The following is a 24,032-nucleotide window of genomic DNA, read 5'->3' as shown; positions in this document are numbered from 1 at the left end:
CTCGTCGAAGAATGCGGGGATCAGAAGTCGGTCCGGCCTTCGTTGACCATGCCGTCCGGGTACATGATCAGGAAGTGGGTGTACTGCCGCACGCCGCCGACGGTCTTCGCGTCGTCCACGATGATCCGTACATTGTGGATGGTCTCCGGCGGGGCACCGCCGCCGGTGACGTACGCGTCGCCGCTGCCCTCCGCGCCGTTCTCGCCCCACCTGATCCAGGTGATGTTCTTGAACTGCACGTCCGAGGCGCCGCCGCTGGCTTCGTCCGGCAGGATCAGCTCCTTCGGCCAGGTCACCAGCTTCTTCGTCTCGTGGTCCGACGCGTAGCTGCTGATCGGGATGTCCTGCTCGACACCGGCCGTCGAGCCGTTGCCGGTTTCCTTGCCCTCGCCCGAGTTCTCGCCGGTGACCTCGCCGGTGTTCTTGCCCGTGTTCTTGCCGGTCTCGGTGCTCTCGGACGCGGTGCTGCCGCCGGAGCTCTGCGTCGCCTGGCTGTCCCCGGCGATCGATCCCTCGGCGGTCGTCGCTATGTTCGGCGGGTGTGGGGCCTGCAGTGCCGATCCCGCGCCGGCGGCGCAACCGCCGGCAAAGAGGGCGGCGCCAACCGCCAGTGCCGCAATGAGAACTCGCCCCGACTTCTGGAACATCGTGCAACCCTTCCCGCGCTTTCGGTGAATGTCCTTGTGACGCCCGGCGCGAGGGCGGGGTTGATCGAGGACCGCGAAAAGATCGGCAGGATCCCGAAACTTGCTCCGATCGGACTACTCGAATGATCCGATGGGGCGCTGAAGCGCCCAAATCCAGGCAAAACGGGAGGGCTCGACGGGCACCGCGAACGGCGTTCAGGCCAGGCCGGATTCGTGGGCCAGCTCGTGGAGCATCGAGTCGAAGAGGCGGTCGGCGTGCGTGAGGTCGAACGGGAAGCGGCCGAAGACCTCCAGGGCCACGTGCCCGTACAGGCGGACCCACCAGCGCAGCAGGACGTACACCGCGTCCGGGCTCAGGGCTTCCGCCGGCACCTCGATGCCCTCGGTGGACAACGCCGCCGCCAAGGCGTCCCGCTGCGCCGACATGTCCGGTAACTCGAACGGCAGCCCCACCGCGGAATCGATCTTCACGGCGCCTTCGGCCAGGAACGGGCCGACGATGCCCAGGAAGACGCCGGCGAACTGGTCCTGCCTGCGGCTGCCCTCCTCGCCCCGAGGCGTGGCGAAGACCAGCGCGAACTCCTCGGGATGCGCCATCGCCCAGCCCCGGAACCCCCGGCAGACCGCGAAGATCTTGTCCAGGAAGCCCCCGGCCGCCGGTTTTAGCGCCGCGTGCAGCTCGGTCGCCAGGTCGGCGCAGATGTCGTCGCAGAGCTGGTGCAGCAGGTCTTCGCGGGATTCGCAGTACCGGTACAGGGCCGGTGCCGTGATGCCCAGCTCGCGGGCGATTGCGCGCAGCGTGACCGCGTCGCTCCCGTGCTCGACGAGCAGCGCCCGCGCGTGCTGGCGGATTTCGAGCTCGGTGGCCGCGCGAACCCGCCCGCGTCGAGACACCTCGGTCATGTGCCACTCCCGTGTCGCTGTGGACGCACGTGATTGTGGCCCATCCGGCCCCTCGCCTGGGGGCACGCGGCCGAATCCGCCATCGCGGGCGTGAGTGGGAGGGGGCCCCGGGGTGAGCATCGTCTCGCTCCGGCCCCGGATGCGGCGGTGTCGCGAATGATTCGGGTGCCCGCGATGTTGCAGCTCGTGGGCAACGCCGCGAGACCGGCCCCGGATCCGCGCGGCGACCAGCACGCATGACTGGAGGAGAAGAGATGACCGCCGTCGTCGAGGAAGTCGTCGTCTACACCCGGCCCGGCTGCCCGTTCTGCACCGCGCTGCGCGCCGGGCTGCGGCGCCAGGGCTTGGCCTTCACCGAGGTGGACATCTGGGAGGACCCGAACGCGGCGGCGGTGGTCCGCTCCATCGCCGATGGCAACGAGACGGTGCCGACCGTGGTCGTGGGCGAGTGGCAGGCGGTCAACCCCTCGGCGAGCGAGGTGGTCTCCGCGGTCGCCGAGCAGGCGCCGCACCTGCTGCCGGAGCAGCAGCCCGGCAAGGTGGACGGAGCGCTGAAGGCCCTCGGCCTGCGCAAGGCGCGGGACTGAGCGCGCCCGACGGGCTTTTCACCGGGGGCCGACCGCACGGGGGGCGTTGCGGCCGGCCCTCAGCAGGTTGTGATCGTCGGTGGCGCGATACCGGCGAGCAACAACCCGTTCAGTCTGACGCTCGACTGCTCCGAAAAGATCCATGTACGACTGGAATTTAGCTCGAACGGTGGATCCCCGAACGGGATCGAACTGTGGTCGGCCAGGCATGCGACGAACGGCCCGTTCTCCTCTGCTTCCGAGGTGAACGGGCCGTTCGCGGGTCTGGCGGCGGTGTCTTGGTGGCATGAACGCGGAATCACTCCGAAGACGGGGCAGCCCCGGTCTGAACGACCGGGGACTGCGCTGGGTGGGCCTGGCTGGTGTCGACGGGCTCGCCCGGGATGGGAACCGGCTTGGCGGGCAGTTCGTTCGTCGGCGGCGGGAGTCTGTCGGAGGCCGTCCCCGACGCGTCGTCGCTCCTGCCGGTGCCGGATTCGGAGAGCTGGCTGGCGAAGAGGTTCACGATCGCGGCCAGGGGCTCGGCGAACCAGTCGAGGCGTGGTTTCGTTTCGGTGATCTGAGTGCTCAATGCCATGCCCACAGCCTCCTGTTCCGGGGGTTGCGGTCGGATCCGTACGGCTACTCAGTTGTTACTCATCGGTAATGGATTCAATGCGACATTCGGGGGACGTAAGAACCACTGTCGCCACGGGGCGTGTTCACGCTGGCCACGACGTTCGGGCCGAACGGTGTACTCGTGCCTACGATCGCCCCAAAGCCCGAGCGAGAAGGGTATGGTCTAGACCATGTCGCGTTTGACTGGTGTCGGAGTCAGCTCCGGCCGCGCCTCGGGGCCGGTCGCCCGGGTCGCCGATCCCCTGCCCGAACCGTCCGCCACCCCCGCGCCCACCGACCCGGCCGCCGACGCGGCCCGCATCCGGCCCGCCGCCGAGGCCGTTGCGGAGCGGTTGTTCGAGCGCGCCACCCGGGTCGAGGGCGACGCCAAGGCCGTGCTGGAGACGACCGCCGCGATGGCGCTCGACCCGGCGCTGACCTCGCAAGCCGAACAACTCGTCACCGGCCGCTCGATGCCCGCGCCGCGCGCGGTGTTCGAGGCGGCCAACGGCTTCGCCGAGGCGCTGAGCGCGGCCGGCGGCTACATGGCCGAACGCGCCCGCGACGTGCAGGACGTCCGGGACCGGATCATCGCCGAGCTGCACGGCGTGACGCCGCCCGGCGTGCCCGAACTGGCGCGGCCCAGCGTGCTGCTGGCCCGCGACCTCGCCCCCGCCGACACCGCCGACCTCGACCCGAGCCTGGTGCTCGCGCTGGTCACCGAGGAAGGCGGCCCGACCAGCCACACCGCGATCCTGGCGCGAGCACTGGGAATCCCGGCGGTGGTGGCGGTCCGCGGCGTGCTCGGGGTGCCCGACGTGGCCGGCGCGATCGTGGACGGTGACAGCGGCGAGGTCGAGACCTCCGAGGAAGCGGTGCCCGTGCACGCCGCGGAGCGCGCCGCGGCCACGGAGTGGAACGGCGTCGGCGAGACCGCGGACGGCAAGCCGGTCAAGGTCATCGCCAACGTCGGATCGGGCGCCGACGCGCGCGCCGCCGTCGCGGCCGGTGCGCAGGGAGTCGGCCTGTTCCGCACCGAGTTCTGCTACCTCGGCGCGAGCGAGGAACCGGCCGTCGAGACGCAGCGGTCCGCGTACCACGAGGTCATCGCGCCGTTCGCGGGCAAGCCGGTCATCGTCCGCACGCTCGACGCCGGCGCGGACAAGCCGCTGGCGTTCCTCGACATGGGCGTGGAGCCGAACCCGGCGCTCGGCGTGCGCGGGCTGCGGGTCGCCTTCGACCGGCCCGACGTGCTGGAACGGCAGCTGGAGGCGATCGCCGCGGCCGCGGCCGACTCCGGCGCCGAGGTGTCCGTGATGGCCCCGATGGTCGCGACCGTCGACGAGGCCGCCTGGTTCGCCGCCCGGGTGCGGGCTGCGGGCCTGGCGCGGGCCGGCGTGATGATCGAGATCCCGGCGGCGGCGTTGAGCGCGGCGGAGATCCTCGGCGCGGTCGACTTCGTCAGCATCGGCACCAACGACCTCGCGCAGTACGTCTTCGCCGCCGACCGGCAGGCGGGCGCGCTCGCCGAGCTCAACGACCCGTGGCAGCCGGCGCTGCTGCGGCTGATCGCGATGATCGGCCGGGCCGGGCGGGAGCTCGACAAGCCCGTCGGCGTGTGCGGCGAGGCCGCCTCCGACCCGCTGCTGGCCGGGGTGTTCGCGGGCCTCGGCGTGACCAGCCTGTCGATGGCCGCGGCGGCGGTCCCGGCGGTCGGCGCGGCGCTCGCCGAGCACCCGATCGCGACCTTCGAGCAGGCGGCGGAAGCGGCCCTCGCGGCGGCGACCCCGGCCCGCGCCCGGGAAGCGGTCCGGACGGTCCTCGCCTGACCGGCTGGCCCCGCGCCTAGTACGGAGTGAACGGCCTGTTCGCCTCGATAGACGAGGTGAACAGGCCGTTCACCGCATCCACCCGACGTCGGGTGGGCACTGCTGGCGTGGAGCGAACGGACCGTTCGTCCCGATAGGCGAGGTGAACAGGCCGTTCGCTTCATCCGCCTCGGCGTCGGTGGGCACTGCTGGTGTGGAGTGAACGGACCGTTCGTCCCGATAGGCGAGGTGAACAGGCCGTTCACTTCATCCCCCCAGCGCGCGGCGGAGCACCGACCGCGGTGCCGGCCTGGAACGGGCTTTCGGGGTCAGGCCTGGGATCGGGCGAGGACCGGGCGGACCAGGTCGCGCAGGTTCGGCGACGGCTCGATGCCCAGCTCCCGGTCCAGCAGGCGCTCGTAGCGCTGGTAGTGGCGCACCGCCTGCGCCGGATTCGCCTGCTGCAGCAGCACCTTGACCACCGCGCAGTGCGCCGTCTCGCGGAACGGCTCCACCTGGGTCGCCGCCTGCGCGATCTCCAGCGCCGCCCCCAGGTGCCGCGACTGCACCAGCCGCTCCGCGGCCACCTCCAGCGCGTGCACCTGCAGTTGCTGCAGGCTCTCGCGCTCGGTCAGCACCCAGTCGTCGTACCAGCCCGGCAGCAGCGGCGCGTGCCTAGCGAGGTCGCGGCCGATCTCCGCGCAGTCCGCGGGCGACTCCGCCGAATCCTGGCGCACCAGGTAGCGCCCCGCCGCGACCAGTCCGTCGACGTCCAGCGTCACCAGCGGCGCGAGCTGGAGCTCGTGCGAGGTGCTGATCACCGCGCCCTTGGCCCGCTGGCGCACCCGCCACAGGGTCGTCCGGAGATTGGCCAGCGCGCTCTGCTCATCGCTCTCTGGCCACAGGATGCCGGCGAGGTAGTCACGCTGGGTGCGCCCGCGCAGCGCGAGGAAGGCGAGCACGCGCTGCCCGTTGCTGGACATCGCCACGCCCTCGCCGCCGGCCTGCAGATCCCAGCCGCCGAGCAGCGACAGCCGGAACGGTTGGTCGGGCTGCGCAGGAGTGCGCGCCCGCACGCGTGTCATCGGACGCACTGTTCCACCGGTCATAGTTCCCCCCTCGACAGGCCTGAAACGGGCGCTCCGCGGGGAAGCCACTGCCCTCCCCCGGAAGTTCCCGAGCACCGGCGTTGACGCCGGAACCAGGGCCCACATTCGTGCCTATCGGGGCCACTCCACTTTGCTGTTACCGCACTACGGACCGTGACCAGCGGTCCTCATCACACACGTGTGGGGCTCCCACACCCCCCGGTGGGAGCCCCATGGAGGAGCACTTCAGGCGCGCACGCTGCGGTGGCGCCCGCCGGTGCTCCGTTGCTTGCGGCGGCGCGCGATGAGCCGGGAGATCCGCCGGTAGCTGCGCACCGCGAAGGCGCCCGCGCCGAGCCACGGCAGCAGCAGGATGACCATCGAGACGATCGCCAGGACCGGGGCCCAGAACTGCCCCTGCCCGACACCGGTCACCAGCATCGTCCAGTAGTCGTGGCCCCGGCTGAACGCCCTGGACAGGTAGACCGGGAGCCGCCAGAGCAGCATTCCCAGCGCGAAGAGCAGCGTGGGCACCACGACCAGGACCCAGGCGGTGACCAGGATCCGCACCCGCGGCCGCAGCCCGGAGTGCGTGCCGGGCACGTTGCCGCTCCGCCCGACGAGGCGCAGCAGGAACGGGCGGATCTGGGAGAACAGGTTCGGCACCCCGACCAGGTCGCCGAGGATGTAGTAGCCGTCCATGCGCAGCAGCGGCAGCAGCTGCTGCAGGATCTGGATGTGGCTCAGCGCGATGAAGACCAGCAGCGGCGCGAAGCCGGTCAGGCCGTAGATCCCGGCCATCGCCAGGATGAACACCGCGTTGAAGTAGATGCCGCCCAGGTCGGTGCGCAGCCGGCCCCGCCGGTCCAGGCGGTAGGCATCGGTGACGTTCGTGTAGAAGCACGGGATGATCAGCATGACGCCGACGCCGATCGCGCCCGGCTTGGCGCCGCCGTAGTGGCACCCGGCGGCATGCCCCAGCTCGTGGAACAGCGTGCTGCTCACCATCAGGGCGAGCAGCAGGAGCACCTGCGACGGTTCACCGACGGACTGCTGGAACGCCAGGTCGACGTAGCCGGAGCCGATCAGCCACGCGTCGAACGCGACCAGCCCCAGCAGCACGAGCACCACGACGGCGGGCGTGTACAGCGGCGCCAGGACGGCGGCCGCCGCCCGCACCACCCGGGGCGGCGCGAGCACGCCGTGCATGGCCAGCGACAGCAGCGGATCCGCCTTAGGCGGCTCGGCCAGCGGCTCGGACAGGGTGGCGATGCCGAGCGGGTGCAGCTTCTCGTTGATGAGGAACTCCGCGTTGGCGGCGGACAGTTCCCGGCCGGTCGCCTGCGACGCCTGCGACGCCACTTCGGCCAGGTTCCGGGTGCCGTCGATCGCGGTCGCGATCTGGTACAGCAGCGGCGACACCAGCACCATCTGGCCGTCGCCGCGGGAGATCAGGTAACGCGGTTCGTCGAAGCCGCCACCCTCGTACTCCCCGCACAGCGACACTCCGTCGGCCAGCCGCGCGACCGCCTGCTCGTCGGTCTCCGCCGCGTGGTCGGTCTGGGTGACTTCTGACATGGCTTCCTCCTGCGAACCCGTTCACGTGCGGGTGGGCTGCACTGGTTTGGCGGGTGGTGGGCGGCGCGCGAGCCTGGCCGGGAGCGAACGCTTCGCTCCCGGCCAGACTGGGCCGTCAGACCTGGTTGATGACCTGGGCGGCCGTGGCCTGCGACCCGAAGAGGGCCACGGCGGTGTTGACCGCCACGACGGTGTTGACGTCAGGGAACAGGTTGCAGCCGCAGCCACCCAGGGCCTCGCGCTGCGGGAGCAGTTCCGCGGACTGGTCGTGAAGATCGAGAGTGTCCATGTTCCATCTCCTCGTTTTGGTGGCCGGCCGCCCACCACGCGCAGCAGCGGTGGGCGGCCGGAGGTGTTAACGGCAGATCGGTTACCACCGGCCGCTGGACTGGGTGATGACCTGGGCAGCCGTCGCCTGCGACCCGAAGAGAGCCACGGCGGTGTTGTCGGCCACGATGGTGTTGACGTCGCCGCCCCACCAGCCGCCGAGGGCCTCGCGCTCGGGCAGCATCTCAGCGAACTCGTACGAGAACTCCATGGTCATGCTCCTGTTCGCATTGACGGAATTTCGACCGCGGCTTCGTGCCGCTGGTGACGAGTACGCCAGAGGCCCGTCACTCGGCCGTCACCACACCGTCACGCGGAGTCGCGATGCGCCGCGCAGGCCCCGGGGTCACGGCCCGTAATGGCGGGGGTGTCCAGCGAAAAGGGGGCCTGGTGAAGGCCTTTCATCGTTGAATCGGGTGAACCAGGAAAATCCTGCACGGATCGCGGGTCACAGAACGAAAAAAAGACCCGTGCGCCGACCGGGCACACGGGTCTTGACCTGCGAATTCAGTTGTTCTTGAAGCGGCGCGGCCGCAACACGGGCCAATCCCGGGAGGTCAGGCTCCCTCGGGCTCGGCCTCCTCCTGGTCCAGGCCGTGCTCGATGGCGTAGCGGGCCAGCTCCACCCGGTTGTGGAGCTGCAGCTTGCGCAGCGTCGACTGGACGTGGTTCTCCACCGTGCGGTGCGAGATGACCAGCTTCTTGGCGATCTGCCGGGCGGTCATCCCCTTCGCGACCAGCCGCAGCACCTCGGTCTCCCGGTCGGTCAGCTGCGGCGCCTGCGACTCCGAGTCCGGGGTGATCGCCATCCGCCGGTACTCGCCGAGCACCAGCCCGGCCAGGCCGGGCGTGAACACCGCGTCGCCGGCGGCGGTGCGCTGCACCGCGTCCACCAGCTCCTCGACCGACGCCGACTTCACCAGGTAGCCGGACGCGCCGGCCTTCACCGCCTCCAGCACGTCGTTGTGCTCGCCGCTGGCGGACAGCACCAGCACCCGGGTCCCGGAGATCTCCTGGGTGATGTGCAGGGTGGCGCTGACCCCGGAGGTGTCGCCCAGGTTGAGGTCCATCAGCACGACGTCGGGCTTGACGGTCCGCGCGATGCGCAGCGCGGATGCGCCGTCGCTCGCGGTGGCCCGAACCTCGAAGCCGCGCTCCGTCAGGTCGCGGGCGACTCCGTCGCGCCACATCGGGTGGTCGTCGACGACCATCACGGTGACGGGCGGCTCGCTCATCGTTTTCCTCCTCTGCGGCGCTTGCCCGGGATCGCTTCGGGTCGGGGCACCCGGACCTCCCACTCCGTTCCCTCGCCGGGCGTGGTGTCGAGCGTGATCGTGCCACCCATCGACTCCACGCGGCCCCGAATCGACTTGGCCACGCCCAACCGTCCCTCGGCGGCGGCTTCTTCGAGGCGGCCCTCGGGGATGCCCGGGCCGTCGTCGCGAACGGTGAGCACGACCTCGTCCGGCAGCTCCTCCAGCAGCACCCACGCCTGGGCGTCCGCGCCGGCGTGCTTCTCGACGTTCGCCAGGGCTTCCCGCGCCACCGCGAACAGGTCGCTGCTCAGCGGCTCCGGCAACCGCACCGGATTGCCCGGTATCGACACGTTGATCCGGCCGGTGCGCAACACCTGCAGCCGCGCGGCGAGGTCGACCTCGCCGTCCTCCGTGGTCTCCTGCGGCGTGGTGGCGACCAGCGCGCGCAGCGCGATCTCCTGCTCTCCCGCGAGTTTCGCCAGCTCAGCCGCTTCGCCGCCGAGCTCCGCGCCGCGCCGGCGCACCCGCGCGAGCACCTGCAGCACGCTGTCGTGGATGTTGCGCGCCAGCCGTTCCCGCTCCGCGGTCGCGGCCTCCGCGCGCAGCGCGCGGGCCAGCCGATCGGTGGACCGGCGCGCCGTGTCCGAAGCCAGGCCGATCACCAGGCCGGTGCCGACCAGCAGCAGGGTGTCCAGCGACATGGTCTGATCGCTGAAGCCGCGGATCAGGTAGTTGCTGGCCGCCGCGATGATCCCGGTGGCCAGCCCGCCGAACACGCCCCACTGCGAGGCGGCGGCGGTGACCATCGTCGGGTGCCACACCGTCACCACCGTCGGGAGGTTGTCGAGCATCTGGTGCTCGGTGAGGATGAATTCGTTGCTGAGGAACAGCGCGGACACCACGACGCAGTCGATCAGCACCATCCGGTTGGTGCGTCCCGCGCGGGACCAGTACCGCCAGACGGTGAACGCGGTCCACACGCCCATCAGGAAGATGACCAGCGCCGCCAGCCACGGCCGCTCGTAATCGCCGAGCTGGTAGAAGAACCAGAAGCAGGCGTAGAGGAACGTGACCACGCGGAACACGTTGTGCCCGCGCCAAAGCGGCGAGCGGCCGTCGGCGACCTGCGGCTGGCGCGACGGCTGTTGCGGATTGCCCACATTCGCTCCTTCCCCAGCGGACCATCCTGCCGTACATCGGGGTTGGCGGAGACCGCCGGATCGAGCACTCTGCGTGTTTGTGATCACGACGAGCATCGCCCCGAATGGCCCGAGTGGCGAGCTTCGGCGGGGCGGTCCGCTGTGCGAGGCTCGGCGGGGGAGGTGATCGGCTTGGTGGGGGGATGGCTGCTGTGGCGACTGCGGCCAGCGGCGATCGCCTACGTGCTCACCGTGCAAGCGATCGCATTGGTGCTGGTCGTGCTGGTCTTCGTGACGAGCCGGTCGCCGCTGCCGCGCGAGCTGCTGACCTTCGCGATGCTGGCCGCCACCGCCGGGACGGTCATCGTGATCACCTCGGTGTCGATCAACGTGCAGCGGCAGGTGCGGCGGAACCCGTGGACGCTGCACATCGCCTACCTGGCCGCCGGGATCCTCACGCTGCCGCCGAACCTGCTGGTGCTCCTGCTGCTCGGGCCGACGCTGCACGGCGTGCTGGACGGCCGCCCGGAGCTGCACCGCTGGCTGTTCACCACGGCGGCCACCACGATCGCCACGCTGTCCGCGCGGTTCCTCATCGGCTGGTCGGAACCCGGCTGGTCGCCCGCGCAGTTCGTGCTGACCGGCGCGGTGCTGCTGCTGGTGCGGGCCTTCGTGGTCGCCGGCGGCATCCGGCTGCGCAACCCGTCGGCGGCGCGGGCGGACGTGGTGGGCGAGCCGATCGACGTGCTGCTCGGCATCGTCGCGGCGAGCCTGGGCGGGCTGCTGGCGGTGGCGGTGCACAGCGAGCCGGGCAGCGCCCTGCTGGCCGGGCCGCCGCTGGTCCTGCTGGACCTGGCGGGCCAGCTGCCGCAGTGGCGGCGGTCCGCGCAGCGGGACGGCAAGACGGGCCTGGCCAACGCCGCGCACTGGGAGCGGCTGGCGCGCAACGAGCTCCACCGGGCGCAGGTCCGCGGCCAGCCCGCCTCGCTGCTGCTGCTCGACCTCGACCACTTCAAGCGGGTCAACGACGAGATCGGGCACCTGGCGGGCGACACGGTGCTCGCGGCCGTCGCGATGATGCTGCGCAGCAGCGTGCGGCGGGAAGACGTGGTCGGCCGCTTCGGCGGCGAGGAGTTCGTGGTGCTGCTGCCGGGCACGGACACGGGCATCGCGTGCGCGGTGGCGGACCGGATCCGGGCGTCGACGGCCGCGTTGTCGGTGCCCGCCCGCGACGTCCACGGGCGGCACCGGGAGCTCGACGACCTGACGGTCAGCATCGGCGTGGCCACCACGTCCCGCTTCGGCTACGAGCTCACCGACCTGCTGGTCGCCGCCGATGCGGCCCTCCTCGCGGCGAAGTCCGGCGGCCGCAACGCGGTCACCCTCGCCTGAGGGCCTGTTTCCGCAGGTGGGGTAAGCGGCTGCGCCGCTTCAAAGACAACGAACACCCCACGCCACGACGTTCGAAACAGCCTCTTGAACCGCGTCAGACCTCGGAGTTCTGCGGCGCCTGTTCCGGCTTCTCGTCCGGGGTCTCGTCGGGCGGCGGTGGTTCCGCTTCGGCCTCCCCGGCGGGTTCGGCCGGTTGCTCCGGTTCCTCCTCCACCAGCGAGCGGATCGCCGAGTTCAGCACCGCGACCATCGGCACCGCGAGCAGCGCGCCGACGATGCCCGAGACCACCATGCCGATGCTGATCGCCAGCACCACGCCCAGCGCGTGGATCTGCACGGCGCGGCCCAGGATCAGCGGCTGCAGCACGTTGCCCTCGATCTGCTGCACCACGAGCACGATGCCGACCACGATCAGCGCGACGACCCAGCCCTTGGTCACCAGCGCCACCAGCACCGCGACCGCGCCGGAGGCCACCGCGCCGACGATCGGCACGAAGCCGCCGAGGAACACCAGCGCCGCCAGCGGGATCGCCAGCGGCACGCCCAGGATCATCAGGCCCGTTCCGATGCCGAGCGCGTCCACCACCGCGACCAGCGCGGTCGCCCGCACGAAGCCGACCAGCGACGCGAAGCCCTTGCAGCCGGCGACGTCGACCCGGTGCCGCACGTGCTTCGGCGCCAGCTTCGTCACGAACAGCCACACCCCGCGGCCGTCGTGCAGGAAGTAGATCAGCGTGAACAGCGCCAGCACCAACCCGGTGAGGAAGTTGCCGAAGGTGCCCGCGGTGGACAGCGCACCGCTGGTCAACGCCGCCTGGTTGGCGGCCAGCCACTCCTGGGCCTGGTCCAGGTAGTGGCCTATCTGCTCCTCGTTGATCTGCAGCGGGCCCTGCGCCAGCGAGTCCTTCAGCTGGTTGAGGCTGGCGACGACTTGGCGCTGCAGGTCGGGGAAGCCCTCGATGAACGCGTTGATGACGAAGGTGAGGACGCCGCCGACGACCGCGAGGCCGCCGACCAGCACCATCGCGGTGGCCAGCGCCCGCGGCACGCCGCGCCGGGCCAGCCAGGACACGATCGGGGCCAGCAGCGCCGACAGCAGCAGCGCGATGGCCACCGGGATCACGACGACGTAGATCTGGCCGATGACCAGCCCCACCACGTACAGGGCGCCGAGTACCACCACCAACCGCCAGCTCAACGCCGCCGAGACGCGGAGCACGCGGGGAATCGACGCCGCGGCGTCGTCCCGGGTGGTGATCTTGAAGTCGTTCACCCTGCCACCGTAGCGCCGACCACCGGACCCGGGGGCGAAACGACCACGGCGCGCTATCGAGCCGGAACACCAGTAACACGATGTGGCGAAGCTGTCGCTCTGTGCTTACGGAAGTGGCAGTTGTGGTGAAAGAGTGCGGCGCGGCGAGGAGGCAGTGTCCAACGGGGAGTCGCCCGAAGCCGAGGAGGTTCTGGCACCGAGATGTCCGGCCGCTACCGCACGACGGGAGCCGCCCGACCGTGGCGGCTGCTGACCCGTGCCCTGGTGGTGGCGGGTGCGACGGCCGCCGGAACCTCCGCGGCTTGGCTCATCGGCACCGGGCTCCCGGCGGACGCCGCGAACCTCGCCCCGGCCGCGCCCGCCGACGAATCGGCCGCGCCGCCGGAATCGGCGAACCCACCGGCCGCGCCGGCGGGAGGTGCGACCACCGACCGGTCCGGCCCGGCGGAGTTCTCGCTCGGCCGCCTGAACCCGGTCGAGCTGGTCCGGGCCGAGCCGGCGGAGCAGTTGCTCGACGCGGCGAAGCCGGTGACCGGCGTGCTGCAGGAGTCCACCGACGGCGTCCAGCACGTCGCGGGCGACGCGCTGTCGGTCACCGAAGCCCAGGCCGGCGAGCTGTCCACGTCCGTCGACAATGGACTGGACGGGCTCGGCGGCCCGCTGCTGTCCGGGGAAACCAGCCCGCAGCAGGGTTTTTCGCCGTCCGCGCCGCTTCCGCAGGCCGCACCGGCGCCGGGCGTAGCGCCCGCCGTCCCGCAGCCGGCGCAGCTGGTCGAGCACCAGCGGTCGCCGGAGCAGGCGGACGCGGTTACCCGGCCGCACGCGCCGGAACCCGCTGAGGCGCCCGGAAACCAGGGCTGGCCAAGGCCTTTCGCTCTGCCCACGCTGCCCGGCGCGCCCGGCTGCGGAGGCACCGGCGACGGGCAGCAGCACAACACCGCCGCGGTCGGCTGCTACCCGGCCGAACCGGCCCGCACCCCAGCCTTCGCCGGGGCGTCGACCCGCGACATCGCCAGCACGCTGATGAGCGCGCCCGAACCGCAGCCGGGCACCACGCCCGACTAGACCGCCGCGCGGCGCAGGCGACGGATCTCGTTGCCGCCGAAAGGAAATCCGCCGCGCGCAACCCGGCTCCACATTTCCGATGCCCGCCGTCTCCCGATGATCAAGTTCCGATGACGGTGTGGCGCCCGCAGTTGATTTTCCTCCCCGGCAGGGGGAAACCTTGTGAAGGAGAGATCCATGCAGTCTTGGGCGAAGCGCGGTGTGCAAGCCGCGCTGGTCACTGGTGGGATGTTGGCCGTCGGCACGGGGGTCGCGTCCGCCAGCCAGGCCTGCCCGGAGCGTCCGACCCCGCCGCTGGGCGAATCGATGCTCCCCCCAGTACTCGACGAGCTCGGAGACGATGCGGTGCCTGCCGATCGGTGCTTCGCGGGTGAGCTGTTCCCCGAGGGCTCCGGCACGCGGCACAACGTGCCGCTGGTGGAGTCGCGGACCAGCCACCCGGTCACCGCGATCGCCGGCACCATCGACCCGGTGCGCGACCTGCTGCCCGCCGTCGAGAACGAGCTGACCCGGGAGATGCCGGCGCTGCGCGACTGGCACATGCCGGCGCAGACCGCCCCGCTGCACCTGGCCGGCTGGGTCGCCGACCCCGCCGAAGCCCGGCCGCTGGACCTCGTGCCCGGCCTGTCGCCCTTCGACGGCGACCGCCCGGTCACGCCCGCCGAGGGCTTCCACCGCTCGCTGAGCTGGGCAGGTCCCATCGGTGCCGTCATCCAGGGGGGTGCCAACACCCTCGACGAGGGTGCTTTTCAAACGCGTGCGCTCCTGGATGTCCCTGCAGACCTGGTGATCCCGCACGACGACCTGGTCTACTTCGACGGCTTCAGCGCCCCGGCCGGCGGCATCGTCGAGCTCTGGGAGGGCGCGCTGTCCCGCGGCCAGGGCGGCCTGGTGACGCCGGACCAGGTGGACCTCACCACCGCGGAGCTGCCCGGCCTGCGCAGCGACCTGCGCACCGTGCCGCACGAGGTGCTGGCGGGGGCGTTGTCCGCGGTCGCCGCCGAGCCGACGCCGCGCGCCGACCTCGTGCCGCTGGAGGTGCCGGGCGAGCACCAGGTGAAGGCCAACGAGATCCCGGACCTCACCGGAATCCCCCTGGTCAGCGTGTCCCGGACGCCGGGCACCACGCAGCGCGGTGAGTCCCCCGGCGTGACGGCGCCGCTGCCGGTGATGGGCGAGCTCAACGCGTTCAGCGGCGGCCAGACCTCGGTGCCGCAGGTCAGCCGGATCTCCTCCGCGCTGGACGGCACCGCGGCGCGCAGCGAGGAGCCGGCGTTCACGGCTGCGCCGCTGCGCTCCGACGTGGCGGTCACGGTGCTGGACGAGCTGGCCGCGGCGGTGCCCCCGGAGCAGGTCGTCACGCAGAACCCGTTCCGGCCGGTGCCCGCGCCGCGGACCGGCGGCATGGCGCTGCCGGTGCTCGGCGGCGGCGTCCCGGACATCACGGCGGTGCAGGGCCACACGCTCCCGACGCCGGGCCTGACCTCGGACAGCGCGCTGCGCTCCCTGGAGAACGCGGACACGGTCGTGTTCAACCGGATCTGATCCGAACGCGAAAAACCGGGGCGAGCGTGGTGCTCGCCCCGGTTTTTTCATGCCCACGTCCAGGATGGCCAGGGCTCGTGAGTGCTTAGGAGCGCCCCAAAGCACTCACGAACGGCTACGGCACCGGGGCGGTTCGGGGGGCTTCCGGGGCCGCTTCGCCCGGGTCGATCACCGTGCGCCGGGAGCGCCACCACAGCACCGCGTTGTAGAGCAGGAACGCCAGTCCGAAGTAGACGTAGGAATTGCCGATCAGCTGCTCGAAGAAGTTCCAGGTCAGCTCCAGGCCGTCGCCCTGGGGCATCTTCCAGTGCGGGCCCATCATGAAGAACCCGGCCGCCATGGCGGCCGCGAGCAGCAACCCCCAGTTCCGCCGGACGTAGCCCGCGCCGAGCAGCAGCACCAGGCCCGGGATCGCCCAAACCCAGTGGTGCGACCAGGAGATCGGCGACACCAGCAACCCGAGGATGGCGTTGATCGTCACCGCCGTCGGCAGATCCCGCTGCCGGACCGCGTGCACCATCCCCACCACGGCCAGCACCAGCGCGAGGAGCGCGAGCAGCCCGAACACCACGGTCAGGCTCGGCGTGGACATCTTGCTCAGCAGCGAGCGCAACGACTGGTTGCCCGCGTAGGTCGACGCGTCGCCGGTGAACTTCGGTCCGAAGGACACGTTGCTGCTGGCCAGCATCTCCTGCAGCCAGAACCGCCGGGCGTTGTCGAAGGTCAGCGCGAAGCCCAGCAGCGCGGTGCCCAGGAAGGTCAGCAGCGAGACCACGATCGTCCGGAAGTCCCGGCGCAGCAGCGGCAGCAGCAGGAACACCAGCGGCGTCAGCTTGATCCCGGCGGCCAGGCCGATCAGCAGGCCGCGCGGGTACGGCAGCTTCTTCGCGCCGTCGGTCCGCCACAGGCAGTCGATCGCGACCAGCGCCATCAGCACGATGTTGATCTGCGCGTAGGTGATCGTCTCCAGCACCGGCTCGCTGATCGTGGCCAGCGGCAGCACGGCCACCGTCACCAGCAGCACCTTGTCCCGGTGCGCGCGCAGGAACGTCGAGGCGCTGAGCACCACGTACAGCGTCGCGATGAGCGCGAGGTGGCTGACCAGCATGATCACCGCGGTCGAGCCGGCCTTCGGGATCAGCGCCAGCGGCGCGAACAGGATCGCCGCGAACGGCGGGTAGATGAACGGCAGCTCCAGCCCGGATTCGGTGGCCGGGAGGCCGTTGTAGAGGTCGCGCCCGGCCAGCAGCGCCTTCGCGCCGAGCCGGTAGACCTCGCCGTCGATGTGGTCGTGCGTGTTGACGGTGGAGACCACCATCACCGCGACCAGCTCCGCGACCGCGATCACGGCCAGCAGAGATCGGTGGTCGCGCAACCGCTCCCGCAGCGGCGGTCGACCCGCGGTCCCGTGCACCGGCATGCACCATCCTCTCGCCTGCGGCACCTCGACCAGAGTAGGGATCCGATCGGCCGAAGGGGCGGCGCGGGGCGTTTTGAGCGCAATGCCACCTAACGATGTTTCACCTGCTCGCTTCCTCAAGTCCCGGCCGTCGAGGTGACCTGGGCGGAAACGGTGCGTGAACAACTAACGCACAGTTATGTGCACAGCGTGAATACCACCATTACGGGTGGTCACTGAGGCCTTGAATTTCGCCCTGCACTGAGGGGAGGCTCAGACGGACTGCTCCGTTTGGTGGGGAGGAGGGGGCCGAATGAGTGTCCTCGAGGTGACCGCACCGGGCCAGTTGGCGCCGGTTTGGGACGAACTCATCAGCGGACTCAATCTCGGCGTGCTGCTGACCGATGACCGCGGCCAGGTGCTGGCCACCAACGACGTCGCCGCCGAACTGATGCAGTTGGCCAAGGCCGACCTGCTCACCGGCGCCCGGCCCACCGGCTGGCAGGTGCGCGACGACACCGGCGCCCCGATGCCCGACTGGGCCGAGCTGGCCGGCCAGGTGCTGCGGGCCGGTTCGCCGCTGTCCATCCCGATGGTGATCGCCCGCAGCGGCCAACCGCTGAGCCGCATCTGGGCGGACTACCACGCGGTGCAGGTGCAGGGCCGCCGCCGGGTGCTGATGCTGCTGCAGCCGGTGCACACCGACGTCCCGCACAGCCGCGGCCTGCTGGACCCGCTGACCGGCCTGCCCGCCCGCGTCCTCCTGCTGGACCGGCTGGAGCAGTCGCTGGTCCGCGCTCGCAGCCGCGGCACGCTGTCCACGCTGGTGCTCATCGACGTGCAGCAGCTGGCCGCCTTCAACGCCGAGTACGGCTTCGACCGGGGCGACGACCTGCTGACCACGCTGGCCGGGCGGCTCCGGGAGGGGCTCAGCGACGAGCACACCGTCGCCCGCTACGGCGGCGACGAGTTCGCGGTGGTCGCGGAGCACCCGAGCGGCACCGGCGAGGAGATCGCCGCGCAGGCGCGGGAGGTGGCTGGCTGGCCGGTGCGCATCGGCCGGAAGCGAGTTCGTCCCGGACTGCGGGTGAGCTGGGTGACCACCGACGGTCAAGCGTCGGTGCACGCGGTCCTCGCCCGGGCCGAACAACAGCTCCAACACTAGGAAAGGAGGTACCGCGTGGGTCTTGAGCAGACCCCGAGCAAGAAACAGGGGGCACCCGCGCGAAGCGGGTGCCCCCTCCGCCGTCCGGTTCTCCGCAATTTCAATGGAAATCGGACCTTCGATTTCCATTGAAATTGCGCGAGTTATCCACAGTCGGCCGAAGTTGTCCACAGGGGTTCGGTGTGTCGTGGCGTGACACGCCGACAGGGCGCAACTTCCATTGAGCGTCTTTCATCCTGGTCGGTCCGCAGCCGCGGGTCGCAAAGCCACACGTCGATGGGCTGTCGCATGCGCCGCAGGCGCATAGCCCACCTACGGCACTCGCACCGTCGCGGGTTCACGGTGCCCACCCCTCCGGGGTTCCCTCGGCGAGGACGGCCCCTCCGCCGTGTATTGGGCATACATCAGGAGGGGCATCCACAGTCCAGGGAGCCTCTGTAACTCCCGCAGGGGGGCCGCTACCCGCACCGCCACGCAAATCGAGGTTGGAAAAACCTCATTGAAATTGCGGTCAGCGCTCCAGTTTGCCGTCGATGAAGTCCTCGACCGCCTGGTAGGCGGCGGAGTCGGAGTACTGCTCCGGCGGCGACTTCATGAAGTACGACGACGCGGACAGGATCGGCCCGCCGATGCCCCGGTCCTTGGCGATCTTGGCGGCCCGGATCGCGTCGATGATGATCCCCGCCGAGTTCGGCGAGTCCCACACCTCCAGCTTGTACTCCAGGTTCAGCGGCACGTCGCCGAACGCACGGCCCTCCAGCCGGATGTAGGCCCACTTGCGGTCGTCCAGCCACGGCACGTAGTCCGACGGCCCGATGTGCACGTTGCGCTTGCCGAGGTCGCGGTCCACCTGCGAGGTCACGGACTGCGTCTTGGAGGTCTTCTTCGACTCCAGCCGCTCCAGTTCCTTCATGTTCAGGAAGTCCATGTTGCCGCCGACGTTCAGCTGCATCGTGCGGTCCAGGTGCACGCCGCGGTCCTCGAACAGCTTGGCCAGCACCCGGTGCGTGATGGTGGCCCCGACCTGCGACTTGATGTCGTCGCCGACGATCGGCACGCCCGCGTCGGTGAACTTCTGCGCCCACTCCGGGTCGGAGGCGATGAACACCGGCAGCGCGTTGACGAAGGCCACGCCGGCGTCCAGCGCGCACTGCGCGTAGAACTTGTCCGCCGCTTCGGAGCCCACCGGCAGGTAGGACACCAGGACGTCGACCTCGGCGTCCTTGAGCGCCTGCACCACGTCGACCGGCCGCTCGTCGGACTCCTCGATGGTCTCCCGGTAGAAGCGGCCGAGACCGTCGTAGGTGTGGCCGCGCTGCACGGTGACGCCCAGCGGGGGCACGTCGGCGATCTTGATGGTGTTGTTCTCGCTGGCGACGATCGCCTCGGACAGGTCGCGGCCGACCTTCTTCGCGTCCACGTCGAAGGCGGCGACGAACTTCACGTCGCGCACGTGGTAGTCGCCGAAGGCGACGTGCATCAGGCCCGGAACCCGGGTCCCGGGCTCGGCGTCGGCGTAGTAGTGAACGCCCTGCACCAGCGACGCCGCGCAGTTCCCGACGCCCACGATCGCCACCCGCACCGCTCGACGATCTCCGCCCATGGCAGGGCCCTCCTTCTTGCTCATCTGTCGTGTCCTTGCAGTTCTTGCTCGCCGACGTTGGGTCGGCCCGGCGCCGCAGCAGCCTGCTCGGCGCGTTCCTGTTCGATGATTTCGTCGAGCCAGCGAACCTCGTGCTCGCTGTGGTCCAGCCGGAGCCGGTGCAGCTCGCGGGCATAGCGGTCCAGCCGGTCCCCGGAGCCCGCCAGCGCGCTGCGCAGGCCGTCGCGGCGTTCCTCGACGCGGCGCCGACGCCCTTCCAGGATCCGCATCCGGACCTCGGCCGGCGTGCGGGAGAAGAACGCCATGTGCACGCCGAAGGCGTTGTCGTCGCAGGCCTGCGGCCCGCAGTCGCCGACCAGCTCGGCGAACCTGTGCTGCCCGGCAGCTGTGATGCGGTACACGCGGCGCGTCCGCCGACCCCACCCGCGCGAGCCGGGTGCGTCGGTTTCTTCCTCGATCAACCCGGCGCGCAGCAGCCTGCGCAACGTCGGGTACAAAGTTCCGCAGGACAGTGCGCGGAAGGCGCCGAGCGTGTCGTGCAACCGCTTCCGCAGCTCATAGCCGTGCATCGGGGCTTCGTGGAGCAGCCCGAGCACGGCGAGTTCCAGCATTCGCACCTCCTCCGCCCGCGTTCAGCGCCCGATTGCCGCCCAAACGCGGCGCCGGATTCCAGGGCGGCCCCGCACGCCCACAGATCGCGGCGAGGCAGGCCACCCTTCGGATTGTATCGCGCCGATATATCGGAAAACACAATCGAGCGGCCCTTGACGTGGTAGTCGTCACGGCTGGTGGCGGTCGGGGGCCCGGCCTGCCCTGAACGGCGCATGGAGCAGCCGTCACCGACACGTACTCTGTGGGCGTGCGGACCCAACGGCAAGTGGTCGACTACGCGTTGCAGCGCCGAGCGCTGCTCGCGCAGGTCCACGCTGGCCGCGTCGGGGTGATGGAGGTCTGCGACGCCGATCCGTACCTGCTGCGGGCGGCGAAATTCCATGGTGAGCCGAGCGGGGTGACCTGCCCGGTGTGCCGGAAGGAACCGTTGACCCTGGTCTCCTGGGTCTTCGGCGACGCCCTCAAGCACGCGTCCGGAACGGCGCGGGCCCCCGAGGAGCTCGACCGGATGGCGGCCATGTTCGAGGAGTTCAACGTCTACGTCGTAGAGGTATGCCGCACATGTAACTGGAACCACCTCGTGCAGTCGTACGTCCTCGGGACGGATGGGTTGAACAACAGCCGGTCCCGGCGCAAGACTGCAGCGGAGTGACAGCGGTCGTGCCCCCGAACACGATCGCGCGCCCGGTGCGGCGCAAACCCCGACGTGAACGCATCACACGGCGTCCGACGACGCCTGTCCTGGAGGCCCACTCGTGAACGACGAGCGTGACGACCCCACCCGAGGGCGCCACTCACGGCATCCGCACCCCGACGGTCGAGGCACGCCACCCCCGCCCCCCGGGCCCCCGCGCGCCGGCGACCAGGCGCGGCCCCCTCAGCGTCCGGCGTCCGGCCCGCCGCCGGGCCCGCCCGGTGCGGGCGGTCCGGCATGGCCGGGCGAGGAGCCGCGACCGGGCGGGCCGGGCCAGCGGCCAGCGCCGCCGAACCCGCCGGGCAACCGGTGGCCGGGTGCGGACCGCAGCTCGGAGGAAACGCAGCAGAACGCCCCGGTGCCACCGCCCGGCCAGCCCATGAAGTGGCCGGGCGAGGAGCCGCCGCAGGAGCAGACCGGCGCGTGGACACCGTCGTTCGACGACGACGAGGACGACTCGCCGCTGGGCAAGCGGCTCAGCGGGGACTCCCGCGAACCCGACAACGGCGGCGGGCGCAAGCTCGACCTGCCGACCACGTACACCCCCACGCCGCCGAACGCCGGACGGCAGGGGCCGCCACCGCCGCCGCCAGGCGCGCAGCAAGGTCGGCAAGGCCCACCGCCGCCCCCGCCGGGGCCGCCGCCAGGACGGCCGCCGCAGTCGCCCGGTGAGCAGCCGACGCAGAACATCCCGCAGACCCCGGCGGGCGATCGCGACAGCGATCGACGCCGGACCGGTGGTGCTGCCGCGGCGGGAGCCGCCGCAGGCGGGATCGCCGGGGCAGCCGCAGGCGCCGGGATGGCGGGCGCGGCCGGAGCCGGAGGCGCGGCCGGTGGAGCCATGGGCGCCGCAGGCGCGGCGGCGGGAGCCGCCGGTGGCCCGAAGGGCGGTGCTGGTGGCGGCGGGGGCGTAGCCCCCGAGCCGCAGCTGCTCACGCACCAGGAGCAGGGCAACTACAACTACTACGCGGACGACGACTACGACGACCCGTACGGCGGGTACGACGGGAATGATCGGAATGGTGACGACTTCGACGATCGCGATTCCGGCGATCGCGATGACCGGTACCGCGACGACGACCTCGACGCCGGCCCGGACGACATCCCGGACCCGGACGACGAGATGAGCGCCCGCCAAGCGAAGCGCAGTCGTCTCTGGCAGCGCGTCCGCCGGTCCTGCTACGTCGCCGCGGCCTTGGCCGTCCTGGTGCCGACCGCCGTGTTCATCTACGGCTACATCGTCTGGGAGCCGCCGAGCGAGGCTGCGGTGATGAGCAAGACCCGGCCGATCGAGCTGAAGTACGCGGACGGTTCGCCGATGGGGCGCATCGAGCCGGACGGCTCGGCGGAGGTCGTGCACGACATCAGCGAGGTCTCGGTGGCGATGCAGAACGCCACCATGGCGGCCGAGGACGCCAGCTTCCGCACTAACCCCGGCTTCGACTTCAACGGCATCATGCGGTCGGTCTACTACCTGGCGACCGGTTCCGGCGTCGGTGGTGGCTCCACGATCACCCAGCAGTTCCTCAAGCTGGACCAGGACCTCAAGAAGGACCCGACCTACGTTCGCAAGATCAAAGAGGTCGTCCTGGCGTTCAAGCTGACGAACAACCAGAGCAAAGACAACATCATGCTCGCCTACATGAACACGGCCGACTACGGGCGCGGTGCGAACGGCATCACCGCCGCGGCGCGGGCCTACTACGGCAAGAAGCCGAGCGAGCTCAACGCGGCCGAGGCCGCCGTGCTCGCCGGTGTGGTGCAGACGCCTTACGGCAAGAACAGCAACGACCCGGGCCTGAACCCGGAGAAGGCCGAGAAGCGCTGGGACTACGTCGTCGGGCAGATGGCGGAGAACGGCTTCATCACCCCGGCGGAGAAGGCGTCCATGACGATGCCGCAGACCCTGCCGCGGTTGGAGTGGAAGACCAACAGCAGGTTGACGCCGGAGCAGGACGCCATCTACAAGGCCATCCTGGCAGAGCTGGAGCCCAAGGGTCTGAGCGAGAGCGAGCTGTCCCGCGGCGGCTACACGATCAAGACGACCATCGACCCGGTCGCGCAGCAGAAGGCCGAACAGGCCGTGCAGGACGTGATGGGTTCCCAGCCGAAGACGCTCCGCACGTCCCTGGTCGCGGTCGACCCGCAGAACGGTGAGGTCCAGGCGTACTACGGATCCAAGCAGCAGAACGGTGACCTGGACTGGGCCAGCACGCCGCAGGAACCGGGTTCGTCGTTCAAGCCGTTCGCGGTGATCGCCGGCCTGGAGGAGGGCAAGGGCATCGGCGAGTACTACAACGGCAGCGGGGATCAGGTGATCGCCGGCCACAAGTTCGACAACTCGCCCGGCGTGCGCTGCGATGATCCGATGCACTGCGGTGTCCGCGAGGCGATGACCAAATCCGTCAACACCGTGTTCGTCAACATGGCGGCCGACTTCGGGCCGACGAAGGTGGCCGATGCGGCCCACCAGGCAGGCATTCCGGACTCGACGAAGCTGCAAAGCCCCGGTGGGGCCGTCGAGGCCGGTATCGCGCTGGGCATGTACCAGGTGCTCCCGAAGGACATGGCGGCCTCGTACGGCTCGTTCGTCAATGGCGGCAACAAGGTTCCGGCGCACTTCGTGAAGGAGGCCATCAGCCCCGAGACCGGTACGTTCGATCTCCAGATCCCGGAGCCGAAGCCCGCCTTCGGCAGCGCGACGGAGAGCAAGGACATCGCCTACAACGTCTCGCAGTCGATGCTGGAGGTCGCCGAGCACTCGAAGGTCCCGCTGGCGGGCAACCGGCCGGTGGTGTCCAAGACCGGTACCCACCAGTGGCTCAGCACCACGAAGAACAAGAACGCGTGGATGATCGGCGCGGTGCCGCAGATCTCCACCGCGGTGGCGATGCAGAACGACGACGGTGGCCCGAAGCCGCTGGCCGACTCGAGCGGCGAAAGCTTCTACGGCGGTAACTGGCCCGCCAAGGTGTGGAAGAAGTTCATGGATTCCTACCTGCAGGGCAAGAAGGTCGAGGAATTCCCGAAGGGCGACAAGATCGGGCAGTTCGAGGACGTCCCGCCGCCTCCGCCGCCGACGTCGGAGCCGCCGCCGCCGACGTCGCAGCTGCCGACCGCGCCGCAGACCCAGACCAGCGAGCCGGACGAGCCGACCACCAGCAAGGAGCGGCCGGGCCACTGCGGTTGGCTCGACCCGAACTGCGACGACAACGGTGGCGGTGGCGGTGATTCCGGAGACGGACCGCCGAACGTCGCACCGACCAGAACGAGGTCGTACGGCTAGGACGCAGCACACCCGGAGGGGCACCCGCGAGCGGCGGGTGCCCCTCCGCGTTGTTCGGCCCCAAGTAG

General features: G+C 70.7%; 21 protein-coding genes. 8 read left to right on the top strand and 13 right to left on the bottom strand.

What is annotated here, in order from left to right; genetic code table 11:
• Positions 1–20: 20 nt before the first annotated feature.
• A complete protein-coding gene (locus tag ACWEV3_RS24170) occupies positions 21–647 on the bottom strand; it encodes a hypothetical protein (protein WP_452616099.1) in 627 nt (208 codons plus the stop codon).
• A gap of 195 nt (positions 648–842) precedes the next feature.
• Positions 843–1,550 (bottom strand): TetR/AcrR family transcriptional regulator, encoded by a 708-nt coding sequence (locus ACWEV3_RS24165; protein WP_452616098.1) that lies wholly within the window; start codon positions 1,548–1,550, stop codon positions 843–845.
• Positions 1,551–1,804: 254 nt separating this feature from the next.
• On the opposite strand from ACWEV3_RS24165, the gene ACWEV3_RS24160 reads away from it, so the two are divergent.
• Complete coding sequence (locus tag ACWEV3_RS24160) at positions 1,805–2,137, top strand: glutaredoxin family protein (protein ID WP_358568329.1); 333 nt, start codon at positions 1,805–1,807, stop codon at positions 2,135–2,137.
• Positions 2,138–2,435: 298 nt separating this feature from the next.
• Here the strand turns inward: ACWEV3_RS24160 and ACWEV3_RS24155 are convergent, their stop codons facing one another.
• Positions 2,436–2,714, bottom strand: a complete 279-nt coding sequence (locus ACWEV3_RS24155; RefSeq protein ID WP_452616097.1) for a hypothetical protein — start codon at positions 2,712–2,714, stop codon at positions 2,436–2,438.
• Positions 2,715–2,925: 211 nt separating this feature from the next.
• Here ACWEV3_RS24155 and ptsP point away from each other — a divergent pair, with 211 nt between their 5' ends.
• Positions 2,926–4,563 (top strand): phosphoenolpyruvate--protein phosphotransferase, encoded by a 1,638-nt coding sequence (gene ptsP / locus ACWEV3_RS24150; protein WP_452616096.1) that lies wholly within the window; start codon positions 2,926–2,928, stop codon positions 4,561–4,563.
• 308 nt (positions 4,564–4,871) lie between these two features.
• On the opposite strand, the gene ACWEV3_RS24145 is transcribed toward ptsP, so the two are convergent.
• The 6 genes from ACWEV3_RS24145 to macS all read right to left on the bottom strand — a co-directional run bounded on the left by ACWEV3_RS24145 (position 4,872) and on the right by macS (position 9,951).
• Complete coding sequence (locus ACWEV3_RS24145; RefSeq protein WP_452616095.1) at positions 4,872–5,627, bottom strand: AfsR/SARP family transcriptional regulator; 756 nt, start codon at positions 5,625–5,627, stop codon at positions 4,872–4,874.
• A gap of 249 nt (positions 5,628–5,876) precedes the next feature.
• Complete coding sequence (locus ACWEV3_RS24140; protein WP_452616094.1) at positions 5,877–7,208, bottom strand: hypothetical protein; 1,332 nt, start codon at positions 7,206–7,208, stop codon at positions 5,877–5,879.
• Between the two features lie 115 nt (positions 7,209–7,323).
• Positions 7,324–7,497, bottom strand: a complete 174-nt coding sequence (locus ACWEV3_RS24135; RefSeq protein ID WP_165967928.1) for a hypothetical protein — start codon at positions 7,495–7,497, stop codon at positions 7,324–7,326.
• A gap of 81 nt (positions 7,498–7,578) precedes the next feature.
• Positions 7,579–7,746, bottom strand: coding sequence for a hypothetical protein (locus tag ACWEV3_RS24130; protein ID WP_452616093.1), 168 nt, complete (start codon positions 7,744–7,746; stop codon positions 7,579–7,581).
• 346 nt (positions 7,747–8,092) lie between these two features.
• A complete protein-coding gene (locus ACWEV3_RS24125) occupies positions 8,093–8,770 on the bottom strand; it encodes a response regulator (protein ID WP_093260900.1) in 678 nt (225 codons plus the stop codon).
• Positions 8,767–9,951 carry a MacS family sensor histidine kinase gene (gene macS, locus ACWEV3_RS24120; RefSeq protein WP_452616092.1) on the bottom strand — a complete coding sequence of 395 codons (1,185 nt, stop codon included), beginning with the start codon at positions 9,949–9,951 and terminating at the stop codon, positions 8,767–8,769. Before macS ends, ACWEV3_RS24125 begins: the two co-directional genes overlap by 4 nt.
• Before the next feature lie 174 nt (positions 9,952–10,125).
• Here macS and ACWEV3_RS24115 point away from each other — a divergent pair, with 174 nt between their 5' ends.
• Entirely contained in the window at positions 10,126–11,322 is a 1,197-nt protein-coding gene (locus ACWEV3_RS24115) for a GGDEF domain-containing protein (RefSeq protein WP_452616164.1), read from the top strand.
• Between the two features lie 94 nt (positions 11,323–11,416).
• Here ACWEV3_RS24115 and ACWEV3_RS24110 read toward each other — a convergent pair whose 3' ends face one another.
• Positions 11,417–12,595, bottom strand: a complete 1,179-nt coding sequence (locus ACWEV3_RS24110; protein ID WP_452616091.1) for an AI-2E family transporter — start codon at positions 12,593–12,595, stop codon at positions 11,417–11,419.
• A 201-nt stretch (positions 12,596–12,796) separates the two neighbouring features.
• Here ACWEV3_RS24110 and ACWEV3_RS24105 point away from each other — a divergent pair, with 201 nt between their 5' ends.
• Both ACWEV3_RS24105 and ACWEV3_RS24100 read left to right on the top strand, forming a co-directional pair.
• Complete coding sequence (locus ACWEV3_RS24105; RefSeq protein ID WP_452616090.1) at positions 12,797–13,660, top strand: hypothetical protein; 864 nt, start codon at positions 12,797–12,799, stop codon at positions 13,658–13,660.
• A gap of 177 nt (positions 13,661–13,837) precedes the next feature.
• Complete coding sequence (locus tag ACWEV3_RS24100; protein ID WP_452616089.1) at positions 13,838–15,205, top strand: hypothetical protein; 1,368 nt, start codon at positions 13,838–13,840, stop codon at positions 15,203–15,205.
• Positions 15,206–15,320: 115 nt separating this feature from the next.
• On the opposite strand, the gene ACWEV3_RS24095 is transcribed toward ACWEV3_RS24100, so the two are convergent.
• Complete coding sequence (locus tag ACWEV3_RS24095; protein ID WP_452616088.1) at positions 15,321–16,625, bottom strand: glycosyltransferase 87 family protein; 1,305 nt, start codon at positions 16,623–16,625, stop codon at positions 15,321–15,323.
• Positions 16,626–16,917: 292 nt separating this feature from the next.
• Here ACWEV3_RS24095 and ACWEV3_RS24090 point away from each other — a divergent pair, with 292 nt between their 5' ends.
• The gene (locus ACWEV3_RS24090; RefSeq protein ID WP_452616087.1) at positions 16,918–17,769 is read left to right on the top strand and encodes a GGDEF domain-containing protein; all 852 of its coding nucleotides are present in this window, start codon (positions 16,918–16,920) and stop codon (positions 17,767–17,769) included.
• A 511-nt stretch (positions 17,770–18,280) separates the two neighbouring features.
• On the opposite strand, the gene ACWEV3_RS24085 is transcribed toward ACWEV3_RS24090, so the two are convergent.
• A complete protein-coding gene (locus tag ACWEV3_RS24085; protein WP_452616163.1) occupies positions 18,281–19,372 on the bottom strand; it encodes an inositol-3-phosphate synthase in 1,092 nt (363 codons plus the stop codon).
• Between the two features lie 20 nt (positions 19,373–19,392).
• Positions 19,393–19,983 (bottom strand): PadR family transcriptional regulator, encoded by a 591-nt coding sequence (locus ACWEV3_RS24080; protein ID WP_452616086.1) that lies wholly within the window; start codon positions 19,981–19,983, stop codon positions 19,393–19,395.
• Between the two features lie 248 nt (positions 19,984–20,231).
• On the opposite strand from ACWEV3_RS24080, the gene ACWEV3_RS24075 reads away from it, so the two are divergent.
• Together ACWEV3_RS24075 and ACWEV3_RS24070 are read left to right on the top strand one after the other, a co-directional pair.
• Positions 20,232–20,636: a DUF5318 domain-containing protein gene (locus ACWEV3_RS24075; RefSeq protein WP_207954109.1), complete on the top strand. Its 405-nt coding sequence runs from the start codon at positions 20,232–20,234 to the stop codon at positions 20,634–20,636.
• A 400-nt stretch (positions 20,637–21,036) separates the two neighbouring features.
• A complete protein-coding gene (locus tag ACWEV3_RS24070) occupies positions 21,037–23,964 on the top strand; it encodes a transglycosylase domain-containing protein (RefSeq protein WP_452616085.1) in 2,928 nt (975 codons plus the stop codon).
• Positions 23,965–24,032: the final 68 nt, after the last annotated feature.

It is taken from the genome of Saccharopolyspora sp. NPDC003752, from assembly GCF_053605825.1.
The sequence above is the reverse complement of the archived record's forward strand: the minus strand, read 5'-3'. Positions and strand labels throughout refer to the sequence as shown.

What these genes read in the sequence shown, in the direction of transcription:
- ACWEV3_RS24135 (WP_165967928.1), bottom strand. Translation starts at nt 7,497, where the DNA reads ATGGACACTCTCGATCTTCACGACCAGTCCGCGGAACTGCTCCCGCAG.
- ACWEV3_RS24090 (WP_452616087.1), top strand. Translation starts at nt 16,918, where the DNA reads ATGAGTGTCCTCGAGGTGACCGCACCGGGCCAGTTGGCGCCGGTTTGG.
- ACWEV3_RS24125 (WP_093260900.1), bottom strand. Translation starts at nt 8,770, where the DNA reads ATGAGCGAGCCGCCCGTCACCGTGATGGTCGTCGACGACCACCCGATG.
- ACWEV3_RS24160 (WP_358568329.1), top strand. Translation starts at nt 1,805, where the DNA reads ATGACCGCCGTCGTCGAGGAAGTCGTCGTCTACACCCGGCCCGGCTGC.
- ACWEV3_RS24080 (WP_452616086.1), bottom strand. Translation starts at nt 19,983, where the DNA reads ATGCTGGAACTCGCCGTGCTCGGGCTGCTCCACGAAGCCCCGATGCAC.
- ACWEV3_RS24165 (WP_452616098.1), bottom strand. Translation starts at nt 1,550, where the DNA reads ATGACCGAGGTGTCTCGACGCGGGCGGGTTCGCGCGGCCACCGAGCTC.
- ptsP (WP_452616096.1), top strand. Translation starts at nt 2,926, where the DNA reads ATGTCGCGTTTGACTGGTGTCGGAGTCAGCTCCGGCCGCGCCTCGGGG.
- ACWEV3_RS24155 (WP_452616097.1), bottom strand. Translation starts at nt 2,714, where the DNA reads ATGGCATTGAGCACTCAGATCACCGAAACGAAACCACGCCTCGACTGG.
- ACWEV3_RS24095 (WP_452616088.1), bottom strand. Translation starts at nt 16,625, where the DNA reads ATGCCGGTGCACGGGACCGCGGGTCGACCGCCGCTGCGGGAGCGGTTG.
- ACWEV3_RS24170 (WP_452616099.1), bottom strand. Translation starts at nt 647, where the DNA reads ATGTTCCAGAAGTCGGGGCGAGTTCTCATTGCGGCACTGGCGGTTGGC.
- ACWEV3_RS24100 (WP_452616089.1), top strand. Translation starts at nt 13,838, where the DNA reads ATGCAGTCTTGGGCGAAGCGCGGTGTGCAAGCCGCGCTGGTCACTGGT.
- ACWEV3_RS24140 (WP_452616094.1), bottom strand. Translation starts at nt 7,208, where the DNA reads ATGTCAGAAGTCACCCAGACCGACCACGCGGCGGAGACCGACGAGCAG.
- ACWEV3_RS24085 (WP_452616163.1), bottom strand. Translation starts at nt 19,372, where the DNA reads ATGGGCGGAGATCGTCGAGCGGTGCGGGTGGCGATCGTGGGCGTCGGG.
- ACWEV3_RS24130 (WP_452616093.1), bottom strand. Translation starts at nt 7,746, where the DNA reads ATGGAGTTCTCGTACGAGTTCGCTGAGATGCTGCCCGAGCGCGAGGCC.
- ACWEV3_RS24145 (WP_452616095.1), bottom strand. Translation starts at nt 5,627, where the DNA reads ATGACACGCGTGCGGGCGCGCACTCCTGCGCAGCCCGACCAACCGTTC.
- ACWEV3_RS24105 (WP_452616090.1), top strand. Translation starts at nt 12,797, where the DNA reads ATGTCCGGCCGCTACCGCACGACGGGAGCCGCCCGACCGTGGCGGCTG.